Origin of the sequence: Saccharopolyspora endophytica (assembly GCF_018070075.1) — a bacterium.
Lineage (GTDB): Bacteria > Actinomycetota > Actinomycetes > Mycobacteriales > Pseudonocardiaceae > Saccharopolyspora > Saccharopolyspora endophytica.
The window spans coordinates 772814-796061 of sequence record NZ_JAGPXE010000001.1; the positions used below are offsets into that span (position 1 = coordinate 772814).

23 protein-coding genes, 1 tRNA gene and 2 CRISPR repeat arrays are annotated in these 23248 nt (G+C 66.2%); of the genes, 12 read left to right on the forward strand and 12 right to left on the reverse strand.

What is annotated here, in order from left to right; all coding sequences use genetic code 11:
- Window positions 1-9: 9 nt before the first annotated feature.
- The gene (locus tag KBO27_RS03680) at window positions 10-300 is read left to right on the forward strand and encodes a DUF3017 domain-containing protein (protein ID WP_307870218.1); all 291 of its coding nucleotides are present in this window, start codon (window positions 10-12) and stop codon (window positions 298-300) included.
- Window positions 301-551: 251 nt separating this feature from the next.
- On the opposite strand, the gene KBO27_RS03685 is transcribed toward KBO27_RS03680, so the two are convergent.
- Both KBO27_RS03685 and KBO27_RS03690 read right to left on the reverse strand, forming a co-directional pair.
- The gene (locus KBO27_RS03685) at window positions 552-1388 is read right to left on the reverse strand and encodes a DUF4253 domain-containing protein (protein ID WP_307870219.1); all 837 of its coding nucleotides are present in this window, start codon (window positions 1386-1388) and stop codon (window positions 552-554) included.
- 82 nt (window positions 1389-1470) lie between these two features.
- Window positions 1471-2496: a medium chain dehydrogenase/reductase family protein gene (locus tag KBO27_RS03690; RefSeq protein ID WP_210968505.1), complete on the reverse strand. Its 1026-nt coding sequence runs from the start codon at window positions 2494-2496 to the stop codon at window positions 1471-1473.
- An 89-nt stretch (window positions 2497-2585) separates the two neighbouring features.
- Between KBO27_RS03690 and KBO27_RS03695 the strand changes: the two genes are divergently transcribed.
- Window positions 2586-3260 (forward strand): TetR/AcrR family transcriptional regulator, encoded by a 675-nt coding sequence (locus KBO27_RS03695; RefSeq protein WP_210968506.1) that lies wholly within the window; start codon window positions 2586-2588, stop codon window positions 3258-3260.
- 28 nt (window positions 3261-3288) lie between these two features.
- On the opposite strand, the gene KBO27_RS03700 is transcribed toward KBO27_RS03695, so the two are convergent.
- The 3 genes from KBO27_RS03700 to KBO27_RS03710 form a co-directional block, all read right to left on the reverse strand.
- Entirely contained in the window at window positions 3289-3489 is a 201-nt protein-coding gene (locus KBO27_RS03700; protein WP_132677523.1) for a DUF1918 domain-containing protein, read from the reverse strand.
- A 57-nt stretch (window positions 3490-3546) separates the two neighbouring features.
- Entirely contained in the window at window positions 3547-3963 is a 417-nt protein-coding gene (locus KBO27_RS03705) for a DUF8711 family protein (protein WP_210968507.1), read from the reverse strand.
- Window positions 3964-4101: 138 nt separating this feature from the next.
- Entirely contained in the window at window positions 4102-4935 is an 834-nt protein-coding gene (locus tag KBO27_RS03710; RefSeq protein WP_132684852.1) for a metal-dependent hydrolase, read from the reverse strand.
- 236 nt (window positions 4936-5171) lie between these two features.
- On the opposite strand from KBO27_RS03710, the gene KBO27_RS03715 reads away from it, so the two are divergent.
- The 3 genes from KBO27_RS03715 to KBO27_RS03725 all read left to right on the forward strand — a co-directional run bounded on the left by KBO27_RS03715 (window position 5172) and on the right by KBO27_RS03725 (window position 7504).
- Window positions 5172-6392: an NADP-dependent isocitrate dehydrogenase gene (locus KBO27_RS03715; RefSeq protein WP_210968508.1), complete on the forward strand. Its 1221-nt coding sequence runs from the start codon at window positions 5172-5174 to the stop codon at window positions 6390-6392.
- Between the two features lie 158 nt (window positions 6393-6550).
- A tRNA-Val gene (locus KBO27_RS03720) sits at window positions 6551-6625 on the forward strand.
- Window positions 6626-6940: 315 nt separating this feature from the next.
- Window positions 6941-7504, forward strand: coding sequence for an HD domain-containing protein (locus tag KBO27_RS03725; protein ID WP_210968509.1), 564 nt, complete (start codon window positions 6941-6943; stop codon window positions 7502-7504).
- Window positions 7505-7645: 141 nt separating this feature from the next.
- A CRISPR array of direct repeats spans window positions 7646-8040; the repeat unit is 29 nt; unit sequence CGGACCACCTCCACGCGGGTGGAGAGCAC.
- Window positions 8041-8105: 65 nt separating this feature from the next.
- Here the strand turns inward: KBO27_RS03725 and KBO27_RS03730 are convergent.
- The 3 genes from KBO27_RS03730 to KBO27_RS03740 form a co-directional block, all read right to left on the reverse strand.
- A complete protein-coding gene (locus KBO27_RS03730) occupies window positions 8106-8564 on the reverse strand; it encodes an NUDIX hydrolase (RefSeq protein ID WP_210968510.1) in 459 nt (152 codons plus the stop codon).
- Window positions 8565-8961: 397 nt separating this feature from the next.
- Window positions 8962-9684, reverse strand: coding sequence for a Crp/Fnr family transcriptional regulator (locus tag KBO27_RS03735; RefSeq protein ID WP_210968511.1), 723 nt, complete (start codon window positions 9682-9684; stop codon window positions 8962-8964).
- Between the two features lie 11 nt (window positions 9685-9695).
- Window positions 9696-9887 (reverse strand): hypothetical protein, encoded by a 192-nt coding sequence (locus tag KBO27_RS03740; RefSeq protein WP_210968512.1) that lies wholly within the window; start codon window positions 9885-9887, stop codon window positions 9696-9698.
- Between the two features lie 788 nt (window positions 9888-10675).
- On the opposite strand from KBO27_RS03740, the gene cas3 reads away from it, so the two are divergent.
- From cas3 to KBO27_RS33390, 7 genes are all read left to right on the forward strand, one after another.
- A complete protein-coding gene (gene cas3 / locus KBO27_RS03745) occupies window positions 10676-13411 on the forward strand; it encodes a CRISPR-associated helicase Cas3' (protein ID WP_210968513.1) in 2736 nt (911 codons plus the stop codon).
- A 110-nt stretch (window positions 13412-13521) separates the two neighbouring features.
- Window positions 13522-15117 carry a type I-E CRISPR-associated protein Cse1/CasA gene (gene casA / locus KBO27_RS03750; RefSeq protein WP_210968514.1) on the forward strand — a complete coding sequence of 532 codons (1596 nt, stop codon included), beginning with the start codon at window positions 13522-13524 and terminating at the stop codon, window positions 15115-15117.
- Window positions 15110-15745 carry a type I-E CRISPR-associated protein Cse2/CasB gene (casB, locus tag KBO27_RS03755; RefSeq protein WP_210968515.1) on the forward strand — a complete coding sequence of 212 codons (636 nt, stop codon included), beginning with the start codon at window positions 15110-15112 and terminating at the stop codon, window positions 15743-15745. Before casA ends, casB begins: the two co-directional genes overlap by 8 nt.
- Window positions 15742-16908, forward strand: coding sequence for a type I-E CRISPR-associated protein Cas7/Cse4/CasC (gene cas7e, locus KBO27_RS03760; RefSeq protein WP_210968516.1), 1167 nt, complete (start codon window positions 15742-15744; stop codon window positions 16906-16908). The genes casB and cas7e overlap by 4 nt, the downstream gene beginning before the upstream one ends.
- Window positions 16905-17657 carry a type I-E CRISPR-associated protein Cas5/CasD gene (gene cas5e / locus KBO27_RS03765; protein WP_210968517.1) on the forward strand — a complete coding sequence of 251 codons (753 nt, stop codon included), beginning with the start codon at window positions 16905-16907 and terminating at the stop codon, window positions 17655-17657. The genes cas7e and cas5e overlap by 4 nt, the downstream gene beginning before the upstream one ends.
- Window positions 17658-17659: 2 nt before the next feature.
- The gene (gene cas6e / locus KBO27_RS03770) at window positions 17660-18307 is read left to right on the forward strand and encodes a type I-E CRISPR-associated protein Cas6/Cse3/CasE (protein WP_210968518.1); all 648 of its coding nucleotides are present in this window, start codon (window positions 17660-17662) and stop codon (window positions 18305-18307) included.
- Between the two features lie 11 nt (window positions 18308-18318).
- On the forward strand, window positions 18319-18891 hold the full coding sequence (locus KBO27_RS33390) for a CRISPR-associated endonuclease Cas1 (RefSeq protein ID WP_246536116.1): 573 nt from the start codon (window positions 18319-18321) through the stop codon (window positions 18889-18891).
- 968 nt (window positions 18892-19859) lie between these two features.
- On the opposite strand, the gene KBO27_RS03780 is transcribed toward KBO27_RS33390, so the two are convergent.
- The 4 genes from KBO27_RS03780 to KBO27_RS03795 form a co-directional block, all read right to left on the reverse strand.
- Window positions 19860-20342: a hypothetical protein gene (locus KBO27_RS03780; RefSeq protein WP_210968519.1), complete on the reverse strand. Its 483-nt coding sequence runs from the start codon at window positions 20340-20342 to the stop codon at window positions 19860-19862.
- Window positions 20343-20636: 294 nt separating this feature from the next.
- Window positions 20637-21050 carry an SCO4402 family protein gene (locus KBO27_RS03785; RefSeq protein WP_210968520.1) on the reverse strand — a complete coding sequence of 138 codons (414 nt, stop codon included), beginning with the start codon at window positions 21048-21050 and terminating at the stop codon, window positions 20637-20639.
- Window positions 21017-22237 carry a putative T7SS-secreted protein gene (locus KBO27_RS03790; RefSeq protein ID WP_210968521.1) on the reverse strand — a complete coding sequence of 407 codons (1221 nt, stop codon included), beginning with the start codon at window positions 22235-22237 and terminating at the stop codon, window positions 21017-21019. Before KBO27_RS03790 ends, KBO27_RS03785 begins: the two co-directional genes overlap by 34 nt.
- On the reverse strand, window positions 22237-22563 hold the full coding sequence (locus KBO27_RS03795; protein WP_210968522.1) for a hypothetical protein: 327 nt from the start codon (window positions 22561-22563) through the stop codon (window positions 22237-22239). Before KBO27_RS03795 ends, KBO27_RS03790 begins: the two co-directional genes overlap by 1 nt.
- Window positions 22564-22716: 153 nt before the next feature.
- Window positions 22717-22989: a CRISPR direct-repeat array (repeat unit 29 nt; unit sequence GTGCTCTCCACGCACGTGGAGGTGGTCCG).
- Window positions 22990-23248 lie beyond the last annotated feature (259 nt).

Here is a 23248-nt window from a genome sequence, read left to right on the forward strand (position 1 = left end):
TGGAGGAACGTGAGCGACTGGATCCCGGACAGGTACCGCATGTCCGTCCACGTGCCGTTCGGCCTGGTGTGCGGCATCGGGCTGATCGGTTTTCTGCTGGTGGCCCTGCAGCACTGGCGTCGCGGCACGGTCGTGCTCGGTCTGGCGCTGCTGGTGGCGGCCGGGCTGCGCGCGGTGATCCCGGACGAGCGCGCCGGTCTGCTGGCCATCCGCAGCCGCGTCGTGGACATGCTGCTCTACAGCGGTTTCGGCGTGGTCATCATCTCCATCGCCATGACCATCACAGGCCTGTTCGGCTGACGAGAACCCCAAGAGGCAGGCGCCCCACCCGGGGACGCCTGCCTCTTTCTCGTCCACAGGAGACAGTCCGCGAAAGTTCCCCGAACTCCAAGCGGACGGTTCCCGCCGAAAGCGCGCGTCCCGATTCAGTGGAAGTTGGGGCCCGGATTTCAGTGGAAGTCGGGACCGGGGTTTGAGGAGAGGGATCCGGGTTCCGGGGAGAGGACTCCGATCTCAGTGGAAATCGGGGTTCTGATTTCCGCTGAAACCCTTCAGTCCCACCAGAAGGACCAGGTGCGGCGGCCTCGGATCTCGCCTGCGTAGGCCGAGATCGAGCCGGTCTCCTGCAGGATCCGGTCGGGGCAGAAGGTCCAGTGCTCGGCGGCGACCCGGGCGGCGTGCTCGGCCGTTTGCGGCGGGGCGGCGACGCTCATGTCCAGGCGGTCCGGGCCGAGCCGCAGGATGCGGGCGCCGAAGCGCTCCTCCCAGCTGCGGACCATCGCCGACAGCCCGGCGGTGCGCGAGACGTGGTTGGCCGCACCGGACCAGCCGAGCACCGTCAGCACGTCGGCGCCGCGCTTGACCGGCACCAGGGCCAGCCGGGTGTCGGCGTCGACGAGCTTCGGGAGCTGCTGGTTGGCCAGCACGTCCGGGTCGGCCAGCAGGTTGCCGGCCTTGGCGGGTCCCGGGCAGGCGTAGTCGAAGGGCGCCAGGACGTCGAGGTCGTAGGCGGGGCCGAGTTCGTCGTCGGCCTGCACGAGGCCGTCCCAGATCCGGACCATGACGTCGTAGACGCGCCAGCGGTCGATGTGCTCCAGCGGTTCGGGGGCGGTCACGCCGACGGTGCAGCGCTCGCCGAAGGTCTCGTCGCTGTCGCACAGCAGCAGCGGCCACAGCCCGCTGCGCCGGTGCTCGGCGCGCAGCGCAGCGGCCAGTTGGGGTCTCGGGGTGTCCAGGCTGATCCAGCACAGCGGTGTCGGGTAGGCGGCCATCGACATCCGCTCGGTGAGGATCTCGCCCGGTGGCAGCTCCGTGGAAAGTCCTGAACCGATGCCGAAAACCGCAGGAAGATCGGCCGGTGCCCCCGCGTCCCGGTCGTCTTGCAACACTTCACAGCCTCCTCGCGATTCCCGTTGGAACCACCTTAAGGACGTGGGGCGTTCCGTGGGAGTCCGGGATGGTGCAAACCAGCTAACATTTCGGGTTTCCCGCGTCCGGGTTCGCCGGCAGCAGCACGATGCGGCCGGTCTTCTTCCCGGATAGGTGCAGGTCCAGGGCCTGCTCGGCGTCCTGGAGCGGCATCCGTTCGGCGATGAGCGGGCGCAACCGTCCACTGGTGACCATCCGGAACAGCTCGGCCAGATCGGCTCGGAAGCGCTCCCCGGGTTGCACGTAGTACAGCCGCATGCGGCGTCCTGCCGTCCTGCCGAGCAGCCGGCGGAGCTCCCAGCCGGCCAGCAGCCGGGTGATTCCCAGGTACGGCCGCCACCACGGGCCGGCATCGTCGAGCGTGGTCGCACTGCCGTAGCTGATGAGGGTGCCGCCGGGTGCGAGCAGCCGCCAGGACGTCGGCAGGCTCGACGACCCGAGCGGGTCGAGGGCGGCGTCGACGCCGCCGGGTGCGAGCTCGCGCACGCGCGCCGCGACGTCCTCCGCGCGGTGATCGATCAACTCCGCTCCGAGGTCGGCGAGATCGGCGTGCCGATGCGCGGAAGCCGTTCCGATGACGCGGATCCCGTCGGCGGCGGCCAGTTGCGCGAGCAGCGCCCCGACTCCGCCGCCGATGCCGTGCACCAGGATCGTTCGTCCTCTTCGGACGTTCGCGGCGCGCAGCAGCTGCCGCGCGGTGACGCCGTTGAGCACCAGCGACACCGCTTCGGCCGCGTCGATGTCCGCGGGGACCTCGACGAGGTCGCGGTCGCGGACCTCCACGTGCTCGGCCCACGCGCCGGTGCGCGGCATGGCCGCCACCCGCTGCCCGATCCGCCAGGAGCTCTCGGATCCGACGGCGACGATCTCGCCGACCAGGTCGTACCCGGGCACGAACGGGAACGCGGGTTGGGCCGGGTAGCGGCCGCGCCGCATCTGCACCTCTGCGAAGGAGACCCCGGTGGCCTCGGTGCGGATCACGACGCCGCGCGGTCCCGGTTCGGGTGCGTCGGCCTCGCGGACGGCGACCTCGCCGAGCCCGGTGAACGCGATCTCGGTGCCTGCCATGACGACTCCTAGTGATAACGAATAGCGAACGTTATAACCTCTAACTCCAATATGATCCTGTTACCGTGTGGGTGTCAAGGGAGGCGGACATGTCAGCAGCGCAGCGCAGTCCCCGGGAGCGGTTCCGGGAGCAGACGCGCAACGAGGCGAAGCAGGTCGCGATGGAGCAGCTCGCCGAGTCGGGGCCGTCGGGGATCTCGGTCAACGCGATCGCCAAGCGGATGGGCGTCACCGGGCCCGCGCTCTACCGGTACTTCGCCAATCGCGACGCGCTGCTCACCGACCTGGTCACCGACGGCTACCGCGACCTGGCCGAGACCCTGGAGGGCATCGCGCTCGACCACCGCCGCAAGGCTCCCGAGAACAGGTTCCGCGAGGTCGCGATGGGTTTCCGGGCGTGGGCGCTGGAGGCCCCGCAGCGCTTCCTGCTGCTCTACGGAACGCCGGTGCCCGGCTACGAGGCGCCCGCGGAGACCTTCGGGCTCGCCGACCGCGCGTTCCGGCCGCTCCTGGACGCACTCGCCGAGCTGGCGCCGGAGGCGGCGCCGAGCGGTGCGCTGGACCGGCAGCTGGTGGCCTGGCGCGAGCGGCGCGGCGGGCCGCAGCCGCCGGTGCCGGCGCTGCGCAAGGCGGTCCGCGCCTGGTCGCGCCTGCACGGCGTGCTGAGCCTCGAGATCACCGGTCAGTTCGCCGGGATGGGGGTCGACCCGGAACCGCTGTTCCGGGCCGAGGTGGATTCGGTCCTCGCCGAACCGTGGGGGTGAGGCCGGCCGCTGGGCGCGACCGGCCTCGCTACTCCCCTCGGCGAGGGGATGGGGCTTCGACCACGCAGTCGGAGCCCGGGAACACCAGGCCGACGTGCCCGTCCGTGTAGCGGACCCTGTACGGCGGTTCACCGTCCGGTCCGAGGACCTCCAGGATCTCCCCGTACTTCTCGGCCTCGTCGACGTGCTTGCTGTGCACGTGAAGCTGGTCGCCCACGACTGCTCTCATCGCACATCACCTCCGCCACACCAGGCTAAGTGACGTGCGACACGCTCCGCATGGTCGTCAGCCGGCCAGGCGGGAACAGGTCGTGGTGACGGCCTGGTACTTGTCCAGCTGAGCGGAGGTCCACTCGGCGCTGGCCTCGATGTCGATCTGGCCGTCGGCCACCTGCTGGACCGACTCCTGCACGTCGAGCAGGTTCTGCTTCAGGGTTTCGTCGGCGGTCCGGTCGGCGAGCTGCTGGATCTCGGTGACCTTGGCCTGCGCGTCGGCTTGAGCCTTCTGCGGGTCGGCGAAATTCGGCACGAAGTTCGCCGCGTTGATCGCCTGCAGGCACGCCTGAGCGGTGTCCAGGCTCTGCTGGGCGCCCTGGAGCTGCTGGTTGGCCTGCTGCAGTCCCTCTTGGGCCTCCTGGATCTCGCCGCACGCGGCGAGGCCGGCCAGCAGCGGCAGCGACACGACCGCCGCTGCGATCCGCATTCGAGCTCGCATCTTCCCTCCGGGGACAAGGAGCGGTGCCCACATGGCACCGCAGGTGCACCTTATCGGTCAGACCAGAGGGATTGCGCCCTTTGTCTTGTTTTGCGTGCTAATGGTCTAAACCCTACTCCGGCTGGCTCAAGGACTTGCCTCGATCCAGGCCATCAAGCCAGGTGGCAGGTCCAGTCCGGCCAGCCACGGGGCCACGCCGAGGCGGTAGAGCACCACGCACGTCAGCGCCGCCGCCGCGAGGGTCAGGCCGGGGCCGATGATGGCGAGCTCGACGGCGCCGCCGGTGCGCATGCGCAGCTTCTTCGGCGGCGCGACCGGGTACCAGGTCTTGCCGCCCAGCGGCACCGGCCACAGCATCGGGCAGCCCTGCTCGGTGATCGCGTCGCCGATGAAGTGGGCGACGCAGCCGATCATCACGGCGAGCCCGAACGCGGCGGCGTCGGTCGGCTGATCGCCCGCCCAGGCCCAGCAGGCCACCGTGAGCAGCAACGACGTGACCGCGATGAGCAGCGCGTCCTGCCGCGAGCTCCAGGTGTGCATCAGCCCGCGCACCGCGAGCCCGGCGAAGAAGAACATCAGCACGCCGAGCGCGCTGCCCTCGCTGGTCTGCACGATCGCGGTGGTGATCAGCCCGGCGAGGACGGCGAAGACGACCGTGTGCGTGAAGCCGCGGTGGGTGCCCTCGCGGTCGCTGTCCCTCTTGGTGCGGGTCAGCCGGTACAGGAAGCCGCTGAAGCCGCTGATGCCCGCGGAGAAGCCCTTGGATATGGCGCCGAAGGTGGCCGCGACGGTGGACGACGGGTGATCGATGTCGGGCAGCAGAGCGGCGCCTGCGGAGAGAGTGGCTCCGACCACCCAGGTCTTGGGGGATAATTGCCCTATCGCGTGCGTGTCGGCCAGGGCGGTCACCGCTGCCCATGCGGCCAACCCGCTCATCGCGTGCGTCGGTCCTGTCGCCATGTCTCTCCTGCATCGCCTGCCGCGCCGAACACCTGCTCGACAAGATCACTCGTCTGTGAGTTCGAGAGTAGAAGAAGATCGCGGTGCGGCTCGGCATTGCCCGGGGAGTGGCAGCTGTGAATCTGGCTTCGGATGTGCCGTGACCCTGGTGGCGGCCGACGGGGGCAAGGCACAATCGAAGGCGCTAGCAGTACGCTTGTACCGCTTGCATTCTCGCGAGAGGAGCACCCCGCCACATGAGCAAGATCAAGGTCCAGGGCACGGTCGCCGAACTGGACGGCGACGAGATGACCCGGATCATCTGGTCCTTCATCAAGGACAAGCTGATCCACCCCTACCTGGACATCAACCTCGACTACTACGACCTCGGCATCGAGCACCGGGATGCCACCGACGACCAGGTGACCGTCGACGCGGCGAACGCCATCGCCAAGCACGGCGTAGGCGTCAAGTGCGCCACCATCACGCCTGACGAGGCGCGCGTGGAGGAGTTCGGCCTGAAGAAGATGTGGCGGAGCCCGAACGGGACCGTCCGCAACATCCTCGGTGGCGTCATCTTCCGCGAGCCGATCGTCATCTCCAACATCCCGCGGTACGTGCCGACGTGGACCAAGCCGATCGTCATCGGCCGTCACGCCCACGGCGACCAGTACAAGGCCAGCGACTTCAAGGTCCCGGGCCCGGGCACCGTCACCATCACCTACACCCCCGAAGACGGCTCCGAGCCGATCGAGATGGAGGTGGCGAAGTTCGGTGAAGACGGTGGCGTGGCCATGGCCATGTACAACTACCGCAAGTCGATCGAGGAGTTCGCGCACGCGTCCTTCCGGTACGGCCTGGAGCGCGGCTACCCGGTCTACATGTCGACCAAGAACACGATCCTGAAGGCCTACGACGGCATGTTCAAGGACGTGTTCGAGGAGGTCTTCGAGGCCGAGTACAAGGCTCAGTTCGACGCCAAGGGCATCACCTACGAGCACCGGCTGATCGACGACATGGTCGCCACCGCCCTGAAGTGGGAGGGCGGCTACGTCTGGGCCTGCAAGAACTACGACGGTGACGTGCAGTCGGACACCGTCGCGCAGGGCTTCGGCTCGCTGGGCCTGATGACCTCGGTGCTGATGACCGCTGACGGCAAGGTGGAGGCCGAGGCCGCGCACGGCACGGTGACCCGCCACTACCGCCAGCACCAGCAGGGCAAGCCCACCTCGACCAACCCGATCGCGTCGATCTACGCCTGGACCCGCGGCCTGCAGGCCCGGGGCAAGATGGACTCGACCCCGGAGGTCATCGGCTTCGCCAACGCGCTGGAGCAGGTCATCGTCGAGACCGTCGAGAGCGGCAAGATGACCAAGGACCTGGCCCTGCTGGTCGGCAACGACCAGCCGTTCCAGACCACCGAGGAGTTCCTCGCGACGCTGGACGAGAACCTGCAGAAGAAGATGGCCGACCGCTGATCTTCGGCTGACGCGAAGCGCCGCTACCACCCCGGGTGGAGCGGCGTTTTTGCGTTCCAGGCGCTCGGGCGGCGGCGTACGGCCGAGGCCAGGGGTGGGTGCGAACGGCCGAAACCCGTTGGGCTAAACTCTTCACCGCTGGCGGAGAGATCCGCCGAGCGCGATTAGCTCAGTGGGAGAGCGCTACCTTGACACGGTAGAGGTCACTGGTTCAATCCCAGTATCGCGCACCAACTATATTACCAGCTGAGAGCCCCAACTGATGGTTTCCATTGGTTGGGGCTCCAACTGTTTTGGGAGTAATCTGGGAGCAGTGGATCTTGGCTTACTGTGTTCATCCCATATGTGTTCAGCGGTTCAACGTAATGATGTTGGGACTGTTGTCGCGGTTGCGGGGTGCCTGGCTGCTTGGATCGGTGGCACGGTTTCGTGAGTGGTCCGGTGGTCCGGGGCGGTCGGTCGTGTGACATGTCCTCGTGTAGTTGCGTGATTTCATCAGGGCTGAACCGATCACGGTTCGAAGCCGGTGAAAGGTAGCGTGAGCGCACATGGAGCTGGTCCAGCTAGCCGCCGAGACTGCCGAACGCTTCGTGGCCCCGCTGGGGCGCCGTTGGGAGCATGTTCAGGCAGTCGCAGCACGAGCGTCCGAGCTCAGCGACGCGGTGCGACCGCAGGACCGAGACAGCTTGGTCGCCGCGGCTTGGCTGCACGACATCGGATATGCCCCTGAGATCGGTCACACCAAGTTCCACCCGCTCGACGGTGCCCGGTACCTCAGGGAACAGGGGTGGTCGGAGGTGATCGTGAACCTCGTTGCGCACCACTCCGGGGCGCGGTTCGAGGCAGCTGAGCGCGGGAGGTCCGACGATCTGGCCGAGTTCTCATTCGAGGACTCCGCCCTGTTGGACGCCCTGGTTACGGCTGACCTCACTACGGGGCCGGCTGGGCAACGCCTGGCCTTCGTCGAGCGGATCGAAGAGATCTTCAGCCGTTACGCTCCGGAGGACCCGGTTCACCGCACGTGGGTCAAGGCGCGGCCGGTGCTCGCCGAAGCCGTCTTGCGCACCGAACGGCGCTTGGCCGCTCAGAAGTTGGCGCCTCGTCCCAGGTAGTGCTGCGTGTGTGCGCGCCCAGTGCGTGATTGATGCGCAGGCGTATCGAGGCGCGAACGTCCAGCTGGCCGAGATCTGTTGGGACTATCCGGCGACTTCTTCTGATTTTGTTGCCGCCCTTTGTGCGGCTGACATGGCTTGCGGACCACCTCCACGCAGGTGGAGAGCACGTCCCGGTCCAGGGAGGTCGCCATGGTGACTCCGGACCACCTCCACGCGGGTGGAGAGCACCGTAAACCCAGCGGAAACGGCACCTTTGGCACCGGACCACCTCCACGCGGGTGGAGAGCACCGTAAACCCAGCGGAAACGGCACCTTTGGCACCGGACCACCTCCACGCGGGTGGAGAGCACGAGCTCGCCGGGAGCGGGCGCAGAACTTCGAGCGGACCACCTCCACGCGGGTGGAGAGCACACAACCGACTCGGTGGTCGCGGTCTGCCGGGCCGGACCACCTCCACGCGGGTGGAGAGCACTCGGTGTCCCAGATCGGGACGATCTCCACGCGCGGACCACCTCCACGCGGGTGGAGAGCACACTTCGTGAACTGGGGTTTTGGAGGTTGCCTGTTCGTTTGGTGCTGGCGTTGTTTGGCCTATGGGTCAGCTGGTTACGGCGGTGAAGTGGGTGTCGACGAGGTGCTGGACCTCGCTGCTGACTGAGTGCGCACTGGTGTTGGTCACCCAAGCCTGGTTGTCGTGTTCGGTAAGTACGACATCTTCTCGGGGATCGACGCTTCGCTGAGTTGTTGACCACGTGTGCTGACGTGTGCGTTTGCCAGAACCGGAGGTGTAGTCGAATGCGCCGAGGTACCCGGTGATGTCCGCGATGATCAGGCCGGTTTCCTCACTGACTTCCCGGCGCAGTGCGGCGAAAAGGTCGGCGTCGTGGCGTTCAACCTTGCCTGACGGTAGTTCCCACGTGCCGCCACGGAAGTCATCCATGGGGCGCTTGAGCAGTAGGATCTCGCCTTGGTGGTCGATGATGGCGCCGACGACTTGCTGCTCGATGCCGTCGTTGGCGTCCTGTGTGTTGAGTTCGGTAAGGGTGGGCATGTTCATGCGGTCGGGTCTTCCTTCAGTTCGTGACGGTGTGTCCAGATCTTGGTGAACGCGGTCAGGTAGTCCTCGGTGAGCGCGTCATCGTAGTGGGGCACAGGAAGTTTGAGCGTGTGCCGATGCAGCGCGTCAGCGACGGGGAACTGCCCGGGGCGATTGCGCGGCCAGTCTTTTGGCAGGATCGGAAACGCTGGGTTGGGCGCGTCGAACAGTGGGTGATCGCTCAGTGGTCGTGTGGACCGCTGGTCGATGTTGACTCCCTCGGCTTGGAGTGCGACGACTTGAACCCGCTGGCGACGAGACCGGGTCGCAGTCGAGCAGAGACGCCACGTCGACCAGGTGGCGCCTCTGTCCGCTCGTCACCCCAGCGGAGCGGCCTGCTACCCGCTTGGCAGACCGCTTAGATCAGTGGTTCGTCGGCGGTGTGCGTGGTGTAGGGCAGCAGTAGTTGGGCGTCGAGGATGATGATCTGGCCACGTCCGGTGCCGAGTGCGCCGACACTGCGGAAGGTCTTTAAAGCTTCGACGGTGGTGTTTCGGTGTGTTCCGGCGAGCTCGGAGAGTTCGTCTTGGGTGAGCGGGATGATGACGGGTCCGTTGTCGGCGGTGCTTTGGGTGAAGACATAGCGGAGACTGATCAGGGTCAGTGCGAGGCGTTCCCTTCCGGTCGAGCTTGTCATCGCGGCTCGGCGACGTTCGGCGATGATCCGCCGGTTGACTTCGAGCTGGTGCACTGACCAGATGAGCCGGGGAGTCTCAGCGAGGATGTTCTGAAAATCTCTGGCGTTGATGACGAGCAGGCGTGTTGTGTGCAGGGGCATCGTGGTTTCGGTGTGCGTTGATCCGGTGAACGCCTCGGTGCCGAGCAGATCTCCGAGTCCGTAGAGCACGTTCAGCGCTGAGGTGCCACGAGGCGTGTGAGTGGAGCCTTTGACCCACCCGTTGTAAACGATGGCGACGGTCGATCCGGTACTGCCCTGGCTGGTGATGATCGAACCGGGGCTGTAGGTGGCAAAGTGACTGACCTTGTCGAGCTTGTCCCGCTGGGTGCGTGTCAGAAGCTCGACAACGTCGCTGCGTGGGCGGACTCTCCACAGATCCTTGAGGGGGATTCTCGTTGTCATCGGGACGCCGCTCAGACGCTGTAGAGGGCGGTGATCACGGCCGGGATCGCCGCGATCACTCCGGCCAACGCGGCCAGGGTGCCAATGAGTCTGCCAACGGTGACTTCGTCGCGGGACAGAGTGCGCACGATGTAGGCGATGAGCGCGCAGAAGGTCAGAATGGCGCAGCTCGCGACGGCGAGCTTGAAGCCATCGATCGGCATGACGTCGTCTCCTTCAAATCCGGGCTGGGGACGTGGCGCGCGGCCGGAAGCCAAAGAGGGCGTGGGGCCCTGACTTCGATCAGGGGTAGAAGTCCATGCCATTTCCGGGAACTGGGCCGCGTTGGTCGGTGACACTAACGGGTTCATTCACAGCCCGGAAGAGGGTGATGCGCAAAAGGTGGCGTGGTTCCGGACTTCTACCTCCGGAAGCACGCCACCTTTTGTACGGCGCCACGTCCCCAGCCAGGGACTTTGGAGCGGTGCCGCGTGCCTAACGAGAATGTTCCGTGAGTGGCTCACAGTCTGCACGAAAATGTGCACAGGTCCCAAAAACTACCCTTTACTGTTCCTTCTGCACGAAAATGTGCAAAGCGAACCGCGACTTCAGCCGATATGGCAGCTGGCCGGTGGGGATGTTCATCGAGACGGTTCGCAGTCCTGGTTCAGGTATCCGAAAGCTGGCGCAGGCAGGATCAGCCTGGAAATGCCGACGAGGAGCATCGGCGCGACATCGAGGCTTGCTCTCCACCCGCGCGGACGCCTCCACGCGGGTGGAGAGCAGCATCGGGCTGTGAGGCCCGCGATGACCGCCACCGGGCCACCTCCACGCGGGTGGAGAGCAGACTTCGTGAGCTGGGATTCTAGGTGGTTGCTTGTTCGTTGTGAGTCTTGGGTGCCCGTGGTGACTGGGCCGTTTGGGGGAGAGTTCGGTTGGTTTGGGCGTTGTTGTCGGTGGCGGGCGCTAGCGTCCGGCGCGCATCGTGTTCGTCGGCGTGTGGAGTGTTCGGTTGGATGAGGTTGATCTGCGGTTCTGGGGGAAAGAACGTGGGTTGGGTGTTCGGTATCCGCTGATCTGTCATGGGTTGGATGCTGCGGCGGCGATCCGGGTGTTGTGGCTGGGGTATGTCTCGTCGAACGTGAAGGCGAGGCTGTCTGAGGCGCTGGGGTTGGCGGAGAACGAAACCGGTGCTGTGTTGGAATTCTGGGCGTCTCTGCATGATCTCGGCAAGATCGTGCCCGCGTTCCAGCGCCAGGTCGAAATCCCGGATGGTTTCGCCGATGACGGGAATTCGGTCGCGCACCAGCGGGCTTCGGCGTGGTGTGTCCCCGGCTTGCTGGAGGCCCAAGGCTATTCGGGTGGGAAGACGGGTTGGGCGCGGTTGGCTGCACAGGTCCTGGGTGGCCATCACGGGCGGTTCGAGGAGTTGAAGCCGAGGTTGCAGCTGGGCGATCAGCACCTGCCCTTTCACGGGTTGGGGGCCGCTCAGTGGCAGGAGGAACGTGTCCGGGTCGTAACGGCGTTGCGGGACGTGTTGGCGCCTGGTGTTCCGGTTTCGCGAGGGGATCGCACTGCAGCGGTGCTCGTGACTGGTCTGGTGATCTTGGCGGACTGGCTTGCGAGCCAGGTTGGCTACATCAAGGAGCGGCTTTCCTTCGTGCCGGAACGCGGAGACCCCGCTGGCTTGGAGGCCTTCCACGCCGGTTCGGTGGAGGTGGTCGCCCGGTGGGTGAAGTGGGCGGGCTTGTCTCGGTTGCGCCTCAAACCGGGAAGTTTCAAGGACGATTTCCCGGATTTTGAGCCGAACGAACTGCAAGGTGATCTCGCGGAGAAGTTGCCTGGGCTGGTTACGGGGCCGGGACTGCTGCTGCTCGCGGCGCCGATGGGCATGGGCAAGACCGAGGCCGTGTTGCACGCCGCGCGGCTGATGGGCACGGCGACTGGTTCGTCCGGAGTGTTCGTGGCGCTGCCGACGATGGCGACCTCGGACCAGATGTTTACGCGTGTCGCGGAATACGTCGCTCGGCGAGGAGCGGGGGAGTCGAGCGCAGCGCTGGCTCATGGAATGGCCTGGCTGCGGCCGGTGGATGAGATGCTCGCCGAAGTGGTGACCGCCGCGGCGGAGGTTGCGGGGGCCGAGGACACGGTGGTGCACTCCACGGAGTGGTTGCGAGGAGCGAAACGGCCGATGCTGGCCGGTGTCGGGGTGGGCACGATCGACCAGTTGCTCCTGTCGGTGCTGCACGTGCGGCACAACAGCCTGCGGATGTTCGCTGTGACCAACAAGGTCGTGGTCATCGACGAGGTGCACGCCTTCGATGCCTACATGCGTGGTCTTCTGTCAACGCTGCTGAAGTGGCTCGGCGAATGCCGTGTTCCGGTCGTGCTGATGTCGGCGACCCTGCCGAGCCATGTTGCGCGGGAGTTGTCCGCGGCCTACCTCGGCACCGATGGCGGTCTTGAGGTTCCCTACCCAGGCTGGGTCTACGCCGAGCGCTCAGGCACGTCGCTGGTCTCCGCGGTGACCGTCGAGGCCGAGCAGAAGCGCACGCTCGGGATGGACCTGGTTGAGGTCGGAACCGGAGACGGCGGCGTCGTGAAGCGACTTCCGGTTCTGGAGCGTGAGTTGCGGCCGCTGGCCGAACACGGCGGGTGTGGCCTGGTCATCTGCACCACGGTTCCTGAAGCCCAGCAGACCTACGACTACCTGAAGGAGTGGGCCAGGCAGCATTGTGTCGAGCTCAAACTCCTGCACGCCCGTTTCCCGGTCGGTCAGCGCGAAGCGGAAACGCAACGAGTAATCGATATCTTCGGCAAACCCGTCACCGAGGAGGCATGCGCTCGGCGTGCGACGCGGCGCTGCGTGTTGATCGCGACCAGCATCGTGGAACAGAGCCTCGACATCGACGCCGACCTGGTCGTCAGCGATCTCGCGCCGATCGAGCTGCTTCTGCAGCGCGCGGGCCGACTGCAGCGGCACCGGGTCTGCGACGAACTGCGCCCGCTGTGGGCGCTGCCCGGTGAGGACGGTCGCCGGCGCATGGTGGTGCTCAGCGGGCCGGAACAGGACCCACGCTGGTTGCTGGCCCGGAAGGCATGGCTCGCGATCTACCCGGCGGCCAACCTCGTTCGTGCTCACCGGCTTCTCGTGGCACGTCAGAACGACGGTGTGCGCATCCCCGACGATGTCCAAAACCTGGTGGATCTCGGTAACCCGGGGGTGTTGCCCGCGCTCGATGACGAGTTGCTGGAGGGTTTCACCGACGAGGAACTCACCCGCGCTGCCGAGGCACTGGTCCAGCGCCAGGGCGCCGAAGTCGCTTCCGTGCCAGACCCGCCCATGCAGGACCTGGTCGAATTCTCCGAGCACGAAGTCGACGAGACGCAGGCGCGGACGCGGTTCAACGCCGATTCCGAACGGCTACTGCCGCTGTTCGAGCTCCCGGAAGGCACCGTTCGGGTGGGATCACCTACCGGCGAACCCCTGCCGGAACTCCGGCAGGGACGCCTCGCCCTCGATGAGGCCAAAGCCGTGATGAGCCACGTCGTCCCCGTCCACGGCTCACTCGTGCGCGGCCACGGCCCCCAGGACCGCCTACCGGAACCGTGGGCCTCTGCATGGCCACTCGACGAGCTCATCGCACTACGCCACCTCGTCGATGAACACGGCGTGGTCCATGCAGGGGCGATCGGACAGCGATCACTGCTGCTCGACAAGGAGCTCGGCATCGTAAAACGAGCGTGAACCGTAGGTGCTCTTAGCGGATGGTCGATCGCGTGAGCCGAGCGCAAGCCTCAACACGGGGCGGTCACCAGGAGAAACGGACTGACAGGTGTGTTGTGAGGAGCTGATGGATGTCGTCGTTTGATCTGGCGGTGCGGGGCTTTTGCCCTGTCCGCTGGCGGACCGGGTGCGGCCCGTCCGGTGCTACGACTGGGGTTCTGGGTTTTCGGGATCTGCTGGTCTCTGCGCATGACATTGCGGATGTACAGGTGGCGGATCCCACGGCTTTGGCCGGGCTGCTGCGGGTGCTGTATGTCCTGGCTGCGAGGGTCAGTGGCCTAGATCGTGTCCGGGACCCGGATGAGTTCTACGACTGCCGCAACGAGCTGCTGGATACCGGCTACTTCGATCCGAAGCGGATCGAGTCCTACTTCACGGCGTATGAGGGTCGGTTCGAGTTGTTCCACACCGTCTCGGAGCGTCCGTTTCTGCAGGATCGGCGGTTGATGGAGCAGTGCCGCAGTTCGAAGGGCGTGCCGTCGAGCAGCGGGGTTAACAAGCTCGTGTCGGGGCGTGCGGCGGGGCAGTCGATGGTGTGGCTGAGTCACACCACGGATGCGGACATGCCCGCGGTGACGCCGGAGAACGCGGTGTGGGCGTTGTTGTCGTGGTTGTACTTCGGTGCGCCGGGCCGGTGTACATCCCGTCAGGTGGGTGAGACCAACGAGGCCAACACCAAGGCCGGGCCCTTGCGGGGCACGGTCTCGTTCCACCCGGTCGGAGAATCGCTGTTCGAAACCCTTGTCATGGGAACGCCATTTGAGGTTCCCCAGGGCGATCACAGTGTGGCCCCGTGGGAGTCCGATGAGGAGGACGACCCGCTGGGAGTGCCGCCAGAACCCAAGGGACTGGTGGATCTGCTGACGGGCCGTTTCCAGCACGCGGTGCTGCTGCAGCCGTCCGCGGACGGGACCAGCGTGACCGACGCGTGGATCACCTGGTCACGGAGGCAACCGCAAGGAAACGCTCTGGACCCCTTCGTGATTTACCGGGTGAACAAGGACGGCGAGCCTTACGCGGCCACTGCTGATGCGAACCGGCAGGCGTGGCGGGATCTGGACGCGCTGATCGGGGCCCGGAACGAACACACGATCCGCCCAGCTGTGTTCACTGGCCTCGAGGACCTCATGGACGAACACCGCCGTCCCGTTCGCGTGAAAGCTCTGGGGTTCGACCAGGACCGCGCCCAGGTCAAGGACCGCCAGCACATCGCCGGCGCCACCCCGGCGCTGCGGGAGCAGTGGAAAGCCAAGCACTCCCAAGCTCCGGAAGCGTGGTATCGGCTGCAGCAGGCAGTTGAGCGAGCGGAGCTCACCGGCAGCAACCTCGAGTCGGCGCTGACGAACGTGTGGCACGCGCTGGCCAAGACCAAACCCAACCACAAGGTCCGTGATCACGGTTCGCGCTTGCGGCATCAGGGCATGACCGCCTATTGGGACACCGCCGAAGCCCAGTTCTGGGACATCGTGCTCGCCGACACACCGCCCACTGATGCCACGGCCAATCGCTTCATCCGCTGTGCGCTGACCGCCTACGACGAGGTGACTGCCCAGTTCACCCGAGTGGGCACAGGAGAAGGAGGAAATCAGATCAAGATCGTGGAAAACGCCCGCCGACGGCTGTGGCAGGGCTGGCAGAGCACCCGCGAAGGAGACCCTGATGAGTGAGGCACGAGGCACCGATACTGCCTCGCTGGCGTGGGCATTGGCCAGTCACATCAGCCGGAAGGTGTTGCCTGAAAACGGCCGCCGCGCCGCGGTCGCCGCCGCAGTGCGGCGTGTTCCGGGTGAGCCCCGTACGTTCGGCGCCCTGCGTGAGGTCGCGGAGTTCCTGCCGGAACCGCACGACCCGGCCGCCGAGCGTGCGTTCGTCGCGGTCGCGGCCATGATGTGCGACCAGCCCCGGCGCGGCCGTCTGGCCGAGCTGGCCTTGCAGCGCGAGGGCGCCGACGTTGGCGAGTCAGAGCGCAAGCGAGGCTGGACTGCGGTGACGTCTCTCGGGGACAGCTGCGCCACAGCGGTCAATCTGAAGTTGCAGTCGGCGTCGTCGATGGAGACCCGGCTGCACGCGATCTGCCGTTCCCACGCCGATGGTGCCCACCGGCTCGTCCCGCCCCTGGTCGGTTTCCTGCGCGCTGATGCTGTTGATGTCAACTGGCCGCGCTTGATCGAGGACCTCACCTGGTGGGACCGCAGGCGAGAGACGATCGCAGCCCGCTGGTTGCGGGAGTACTACCGAGGCCTGAACAACAGCGCCGAGCCCTCCAGGAAGACGAAGAAGAAGGAGCAGCAGTGAGCACCCCGAAATTCCTCGACATCCACGCGATCCAGACCCTGCCGTTTTCCAACGTCAATCGCGACGACCTGGGCAGCCCCAAGACGGTGACGTTCGGGGGTGTCGAACGCACGCGCGTTTCGAGTCAGAGCTGGAAACGCCCGATCCGCCTGCACGTCGACAACGCGCTCGACGACAAGATCGTGCGCACCCGCCGCGTGATCGTCGGGGTCGCCGAACGTCTCCAGGCGCAGGGCTGGGATGCCACCGAAGCCGAGTGGGCCGGCATCCAGGTCGCCAAGTCCGCCGGCAAGGAAATCAGCCTCAAGCCCGAGCAGAACGAGAAGGACGAGACCGTCCTGACCACCAACGTGCTGTTGCTGTTGCCCGAAAGCAGCATCGACGACCTCGCGTCCCTGGCCGCCGAGCACCGGGACGGGATCCTGGCCGAAGGCAAGCGCGCCAAGAAGAAGACCGATTTCAAACCGGTGCTGCCGACCGAGACCGTCGGGGAGATCATCAGCCGCCGAAGCGGCACCATCAACCTCTTCGGCCGCATGCTCGCCGAGGTTCCCGGCGCCAACGTCGACGGGGCGGTGCAGATGCTGCACCCGTTCACCACCCACGCCACCACCGTGGAGTACGACTTCTTCACCGCAGTCGACGACATCGAGCAGGACCTCAAACTTCCCGGCAGCGGCCACCTCAACACCGCCATGTACTCGGCGGGAACCTTCTACCGCTACGCCAGCGTCAACATCGCCGACCTGCTGGACAACCTCGACGGCGACGCAGAACTGGCCACCGCGCTCGTCGGTGCGTTCCTGCACGGATTTATCCATACCTTGCCCAGCGGCAAGCAGAACGCCACCGCGCCCATGACCGTCCCGGACATCGTGCACACGGTGGTGCGCGACGACCGGCCGGTCTCTCTGGCCAGCGCGTTCGAGTCTCCCATTCGCGGCACCGCCGGATTCAGCACCGAATCCGTGCTGCGCCTCAACCACCACGCCGGGGCCATCAACGCCCTGCTGGGCGAGGGACACATCGTCTTCGCCGGTCACGCGCCTGGACCCAACGCTGGCACCGACACCGACCTGACCGGCCTGGGCACCCGCAGCGTCGGCTACGACGAGCTGGTCGGCCAGACGGTGACGGCCGGATTCCCGGGAGCCCGACAGTGAGTGGCCTGCTGCTGCGTCTGGCCGGACCGCTGCAGAGCTGGGGTGAACGCAGCAAATTCGATCGACGGGACACCGCCGGGTTCCCCACCCGGTCCGGTCTGCTGGGCCTGATCGCCTGCGCCTTGGGCCGGGCTCGCGGCCAGTCCGTCGACGACCTCGCTGATCTGTCGTTCACCATCCGCGTCGACCGGCCCGGCACCCGGATCGTCGACTACCACACCGTCGGTGGCGGGCTCAGCGGCGGACTGAAAGTCCCCACAGCCGACGGCAAAGGCCGACCACCAGGAAAAGGAATTCTGCAAACGTGGCGGGAATACCTCGCCGACGCCGTCTTCGTCGTCGCCGTCGAAGGTCCCGAACCGCTCCTGGACACCGTCGAAGCCGCGCTGCACAGCCCGCACTGGCAGCCCTATCTCGGCCGCCGGTCCTGCCCACCCGAACAGCCCCTCGTCCTGGGCCGCAGCAACGACCCACAAGGAGAGCTGCGCACCGCTGTCCCCGTGGCCAGGCGCCTCCGAAGCGAGAACAACGACGAGCAACTTGCCGTGGACTTCGTCTGCGACTCCGGCCCAGAAGACCAGGTTCGCAGCGAAATCTTCGACGTCCCCGACCGGTTCGACCGCATCGACCGCACCTACCAGCCCCGCCCGGTGTGGATCGAGACCACAACGCTGCCCACCACGCTGGCCGCTGCGAGCACACGAGAACACTTCCAGCAGCTGGCCGACTATGTCCGAGGAGGACGGTGATCATGTCCGCATGGCTGGCTCAGATCGCGGTGTCCCCGCACTGCACCCGAATCTGGTCCCGAGGCCTGCTTAACGCTCAATCCGTGCACCGCGACCTCATGCGACTCGCCGAAGACAACCTCGGCGAACAGCCTCGCAAGACCGCCGGCATGCTCTGGCGCGCCGAAGACAGCCCCCACGGGCTCCAGCTCCTGGTGCAGATGAGCACACCCCCGAACTTGGAACGCCTCCAGCCCGATCTCGCCATCACCGCACGACAGCGCGACCTCACCCCGCTCCTGGACCGGCTGCACACCGGCATGCACGTGCGCTACCGCATCAGCGCGAACGCCACCAAACGCCACGGCAACAGCGCACCCGACAAGAAGGGCAAGCTGGCCAACCTCAGAGGCGAAGCAGCCGAGGAATGGTGGTTCCGCCGCGCTGAACAGTCCGGGCTCCGGTGCACCACCGTGCACACCACCTCCCTACCCGACGTGTGCGGAACCGCCAACGCGAAACGACAGCACCACGCCGTTCGGCACGCGGTGACCCGCTTCGAGGGAACCGGGATCGTCACCTACCCCGAACTACTGCACACCGCGGTGCGCGAGGGAATCGGCCGAGCCCGCACCTACGGCTGCGGCCTGCTGAGCCTCGGACCGATCTGAACGGAAACCGAGTGATGGAAGACAGCCCGCGCCGACGACTCAGCGCCCCCACTGTCGCGATGTTGCCCCGCGTAGCCGACTCGCTGTCGTTCCTCTACCTCGAACACTGCCGAGTCGTGCAGGACGACACCGGCGTGTGCGCCCAAATCGAGCGCAACAACGGCACCAGCAGCAGGGTCTATCTGCCCATCGCGGCGATCAGCACCCTGCTGCTGGGCCCCGGCACCTCAGCCACCCAACCCGCCATCGCCACCTGCGCCCGCCACAACACCGTCGTGCTGTGGACCGGATCCAACTCATCGCCTTCACCAACCCAGAACAGCACCAAGATCACGAAACCGTGGAAGCCCCATTCTGAAACACCAGGTCACGAAGTGTTCTCTCTACGCACGTGGAGGTGGGCCGCAGGAGAAGCAGGCCAAGCACGACGAAGCCCAGTGCTCTCCACGCACGTGGAGGTGGGCCGACGATCCGGGCTCGACGGCTGGGCCGACAGATGTGCTCTCCACGCACGTGAAGGTGATCCGGACTATGACGCTGGCGTGGTCGAGGCGGTGTTGTGCTCTCAACGCACGTGGAGGTGATCCGCGCTGTTGGACGCGCTGATGTGGCTCGAACTCGTGCTCTCCACGCACGTGGAGGTGATCCGTCGAACTTGCCCGGCCCGTTCTTCGGCGGCTGGTGTTCTCCGCGCACGTGGAGGTAATCCGGACGAGCGCGCGGCGATCGCGGTCTGGCGCGGGTGCTCTTCACGCACGTGGAGGTGGGCCGATCACGGCCCGGCTCATGCGCCGCAACAACGTGTGCTCTCCACGCACGTGGTGGTTGGCCGCACCGGTTGAACGGGCCGCACCAGAGCTCGAAGTGCTCTCCACGGCACGTGGAGGTGGGCCGTTCGCCGAGATGGCGATCAAGGCCGGGCTGGCGTGCTCTCCACGCACGTGGAGGTGCGCCGGGCAAGAAACGGGCCGCGCAGCCGAGCTTGTGGTGCTCTCCACGCACGTGGAGGTGGGCCGGCATGGCAGCGGCCTAACGGATGGCTGCCGATGTGGTCTCCACGCACGTGGAGGTGGGCCGTCCTCCAGGTCGTCCAGGGACTCGACCCGGTTGTGCTCTCCACGCACGTGGAGGTAGGCCGCGGATGCCTACGTCCGGCTGGTGCGGTATCTCGTGCTCTCCACGCATGTGGAGGTGGGCCGTGCAGCGCGGCGGCGACGAGCCGCGGGTAGGCGTGCTCTCCACGCACGTGGAGGTGGGCCGCCGGGCTCGTACCGGATCCGCGAGAGCCGGTTGTGCTATCCACGCACGTGGAGGCGATCCGTACGTCTGGCTGCGCCGCTGTGCGGTCGGATGGTGTTCTCCACGCACGTGGAGGTGAATCCGGCTCGCAGAACGGGCGAACCAACGCGGACAGCAGTGCTCTCCACACACCTGGAGGTGTTCCGCTACATCGGTGACTGGGACAGCCCGGTTGAACGATTTTCGCTGCCCCAGACTGCATCAACGGCGTTACACGTTCTTCCAGCACGTCCAGGAGCGAAACTTCCAACGTTCATTTCGCCAACGTGGTGCCGAGTGGGAATGAGGATTGTCTGGCGGTGTTCCAGGTCATACCTGATCGTGACCACGGGTCCGTCGCGGCAAGCAGAACCTGTGTCACGGGTTCGGTGACTGTGCCACGAAATCCTGCTTGAGTGCCGGGTGTGCGCAGTAGTGCGCTCTGCAAACCGTGGTTGTCGAACTCTTTTCGGCAGTAGGCCAAAGCGGTGTGCGCACGCCACACCTTGTGCGTGGCGTGCTGTGTCTTTGAGTCCTTGTCGAACACCTGGCGATAGGCCTCGTTGACGGCCTCGCGCAGCGCGGTCAAGGCGGCATGTGGCTCGATGTAGAGCTCGATGGCAACGGTGTTGACCACCGCTGGCCCGTACCGCAGCTCGATCGGATTGAAATGTGCGGTATTTCGCGAGAGCGCGGCTCGTAACCGGCGAAGTTGATCAGCCGTGACTTGCGCGGCAGGGGACATCAGCGAGGTCAAGAGTGATATGCCGCCAGCGTCGCTCGATCGGCTCTAGCACGTCCGTGATCTGAGCACTGTGTCCGCTGTCGACCCACCATTGCCGGGCGCTGTCAAGGTAGGCATCCTCGAGATCAGCAGCCGTAGTGCCCAACTGGATCTGTGTGACCCAGCGGGCCCCTGACGGATGCCAGCGTTCATCGTTGAAACTACGCACCCGCATTGTCTACCAGGTCGGCCAGCGCCTCAGGTTCGGCCTGTGCGGCGGGTCCGCCCTGACCGGGAGCGTGAAACGCCTGCGTGGGAGTGGGTGTTTCAGGAGTTGGCTTCGTCGCTGTGCATGAGCGTGTGGCGGGCGTGTTGGGCTGCTGTGACGACGTTGGTCCACTGTGGGTGATTGAGGTATTGGGCGTCGGTGGCGTCGCCGAGTTCGTCGACGAGGGGGTCGAGGACGTCGCCGAGGGCTTTCATGGCGTCAACTTCGCTCGGGTGCAGGACAATGCCGACGCGGGTGCGGGGGTCGGGGAGGACGCAGACATCGTCGAAGAGGATGTTGATGTTGGTGGTGAGGTCGTCGTAGAAGCCCGGTTGCGGGTACTCGCGTCGGATCCAGACTTTCTGCTGGTAGTCGGGGTCGGCGAGGGAGGTGACCGCGTCGATGACCTCGGCCCGCATTTCGGGGTAGCGGAGCGGGGTTACGGCTGGTTCCACGATTTCCACTGCTTCCATTCGCTGAGCGGGATGTGCGCGTTTTCGGGGTCTTGCTTGACCGACCCGGAGATCGGCTCGCCGTCCCGGCCGATGACTTTGCCTTGGTCGCGGACGATGACGTGGTCGACCTGCTGGGTGGGTTGGGAGTTGTTCGGGTTCCCTTGGTCGATTCTAACGCCGCTACCTGGGTCGTTGGGGTCTTGCCAGCGTTGCCCGACGCCCTTCTTGGTGGCGTTGCCGTCTCCCCATTCTTCGGGAAGTTTCTCTTGTACGGCGGGGTCTTCCCACGGCAGCTCCGGCGCAGGGGCGGGCTCGGCGTCGCTCGTGTCGATGGCCTCGATCGAGTCGTCACCTGCTGCTTCGGCCCCAAGCCCGCCGACGGAAGCGGCGACCATCGCCCCGCCGGCGACCATGCCCGCCCCGGCGACGTAGTTCACCGGCGCACCGACGACGGCTCCCGCACCGGTGGCATCGAGTACGACGCCGCCGGCCATCGCGGCTGAGCTGACGGCGGTGAGTGCGGCACCGCCGACCGCGCCGACGACGAGCTCGGGATGGTGCAGGGCAGCGTTGCCGAACGAGGCGAGCCCGTTGACCGCGGTCGCCGCGGCATCCCCGATCGCCTCACCGGCCTCGGCGATCCAGCTTCGCTCGGCCGGTGCCGTGTCGCGTGCTCGGCTGACCACGTCGGCCGCCTGGTCCCCGGCCGTGGACAGCTGGTTGCGGGCCCGGTCCAGCATCGCACGGGCGGCTTGGCGTTTGGCCTCTCCCGGATCATGGAAAGCGATCTGCGGTGCCGGTGCGCCCGGCTGGGCGTGCTGCTGGGCCTGCTCGACGCGCTGGGCGTGGTCGGCTCGTGCCTGCTCGGTTGCGGCTTCGCCTTCGTTCCAGAGCCGGATCGCCTCGCCAGCCTGGCTTTGCGCCCAGGTCAGGGTCTGGCTGTAGTTCTCCAGAGCCCCGGCGGCGTGGTGAAAGCTGTCACCGGCGGTGATCCACTTGGCGGGCTCGCCATCGAAGGCTGTCCGAAATTGCTCGGCTGCCTCGCCTTGCCAGCCTTCGCTGCTGTCGATGCGCTTGAGCCCGTCACCAGCCTCGGCAAGGGAATCGCCGTAGCGCCGCATCGCCTCCGAAGTCGCACGCACTGCCGAGCTGTCCCCGGGAATGAGGGCCTGAGGGTCATCGGTGGAACCGAGTTCTGCGGCCATCACTCGGCCGCCGGGTCCTCGCCGGACACGCGGGCGATGACGCCGGCGAGGTGTGCTCGCGCGGCCTCATCGGTGCGGCGGTAGTCCTGCACGCACTGATTGAGGCGCCCGGAAACCTCCTCGGCATCCTCGGCGAGGTTGCTGACTCCGACATCCCACCGATCGCAGAACTCGCTCGCCGTGGTGGCAAGGCGCTGATGACCGAACGCCTCTGCCGGGCAATCAAGATCCTCTACAGGCTTGCGGTTCATCGCCTCGATCGTTTCGCGTACGCCCCGCGCGGCGTGGTCCAACGCGGTCAGGTCGACTCGAAAGCCGTCCACCACACAAACTCCGTCCCCAGCTATCTGGATTCCAGGCGACACGGTAGAAAACCAGGCAAGCCATCGGGCAGGAAGTACGGATCTTCCCTCGAATGGAGCAGACCTGTCATGACGGGAAACGTGCGACACCACTCCCAAAACTGCAGGTCATGAAGTGTGCTCTCCGCGCACGTGGAGGTGGTCCGGGCACGATCTCGTGGACGGCCAGGGCGGCGAGGTGCTCTCCACGCACGTGGAGGTGGTCCGACCCACTCTCCCCGGGGGTGACGATGAAGTCGTGCTCTCCACGCACGTGGAGGTGGTCCGCCCGCTGAGACCGAATGAAGAGCCTCTTCCGCGTGCTCTCCACGCATGTGGAGGTGGTCCGCTAGGCGTACCCCAACGATCCAAGCAAGGACTGCGCTCTCCACGCACGTGGAGGTGAACCGGCGTGCACTGCGTTGCGCGGATGCCCGAGGAGGTGTTCTCCACGCACCGTGGAGGTGATCCGATGAAGGAACTCTTCCCGACCTGGCAAAACACGTGCTCTTCACGTACGTGGAGGTGGTCCGCGCGGTCAGTTGTTCGCTGCGGCCCGCAACGGGTGCTCTTCACGCATGTGGAGGTGGTCCGGCACTCACGGTCTTCGCTTTGGTTCGCGCAGCGCTCGCGGGGCCGGCGTTGTTTGCCCGCACCCGAGAGACCGGTG

Excerpts from the sequence above, each read along its gene's own strand:
- KBO27_RS03690 (WP_210968505.1), bottom strand. The coding sequence starts at position 2,496 with ATGGCAGGCACCGAGATCGCGTTCACCGGGCTCGGCGAGGTCGCCGTC.
- KBO27_RS03695 (WP_210968506.1), top strand. The coding sequence starts at position 2,586 with ATGTCAGCAGCGCAGCGCAGTCCCCGGGAGCGGTTCCGGGAGCAGACG.
- KBO27_RS03700 (WP_132677523.1), bottom strand. The coding sequence starts at position 3,489 with ATGAGAGCAGTCGTGGGCGACCAGCTTCACGTGCACAGCAAGCACGTC.
- KBO27_RS03705 (WP_210968507.1), bottom strand. The coding sequence starts at position 3,963 with ATGCGGATCGCAGCGGCGGTCGTGTCGCTGCCGCTGCTGGCCGGCCTC.
- KBO27_RS03710 (WP_132684852.1), bottom strand. The coding sequence starts at position 4,935 with ATGGCGACAGGACCGACGCACGCGATGAGCGGGTTGGCCGCATGGGCA.
- KBO27_RS03715 (WP_210968508.1), top strand. The coding sequence starts at position 5,172 with ATGAGCAAGATCAAGGTCCAGGGCACGGTCGCCGAACTGGACGGCGAC.
- KBO27_RS03725 (WP_210968509.1), top strand. The coding sequence starts at position 6,941 with ATGGAGCTGGTCCAGCTAGCCGCCGAGACTGCCGAACGCTTCGTGGCC.
- KBO27_RS03730 (WP_210968510.1), bottom strand. The coding sequence starts at position 8,564 with ATGAACATGCCCACCCTTACCGAACTCAACACACAGGACGCCAACGAC.
- KBO27_RS03735 (WP_210968511.1), bottom strand. The coding sequence starts at position 9,684 with ATGACAACGAGAATCCCCCTCAAGGATCTGTGGAGAGTCCGCCCACGC.
- KBO27_RS03740 (WP_210968512.1), bottom strand. The coding sequence starts at position 9,887 with ATGCCGATCGATGGCTTCAAGCTCGCCGTCGCGAGCTGCGCCATTCTG.
- casA (WP_210968514.1), top strand. The coding sequence starts at position 13,522 with ATGTCGTCGTTTGATCTGGCGGTGCGGGGCTTTTGCCCTGTCCGCTGG.
- casB (WP_210968515.1), top strand. The coding sequence starts at position 15,110 with ATGAGTGAGGCACGAGGCACCGATACTGCCTCGCTGGCGTGGGCATTG.
- cas6e (WP_210968518.1), top strand. The coding sequence starts at position 17,660 with ATGTCCGCATGGCTGGCTCAGATCGCGGTGTCCCCGCACTGCACCCGA.
- KBO27_RS03785 (WP_210968520.1), bottom strand. The coding sequence starts at position 21,050 with ATGGAAGCAGTGGAAATCGTGGAACCAGCCGTAACCCCGCTCCGCTAC.
- KBO27_RS03790 (WP_210968521.1), bottom strand. The coding sequence starts at position 22,237 with ATGGCCGCAGAACTCGGTTCCACCGATGACCCTCAGGCCCTCATTCCC.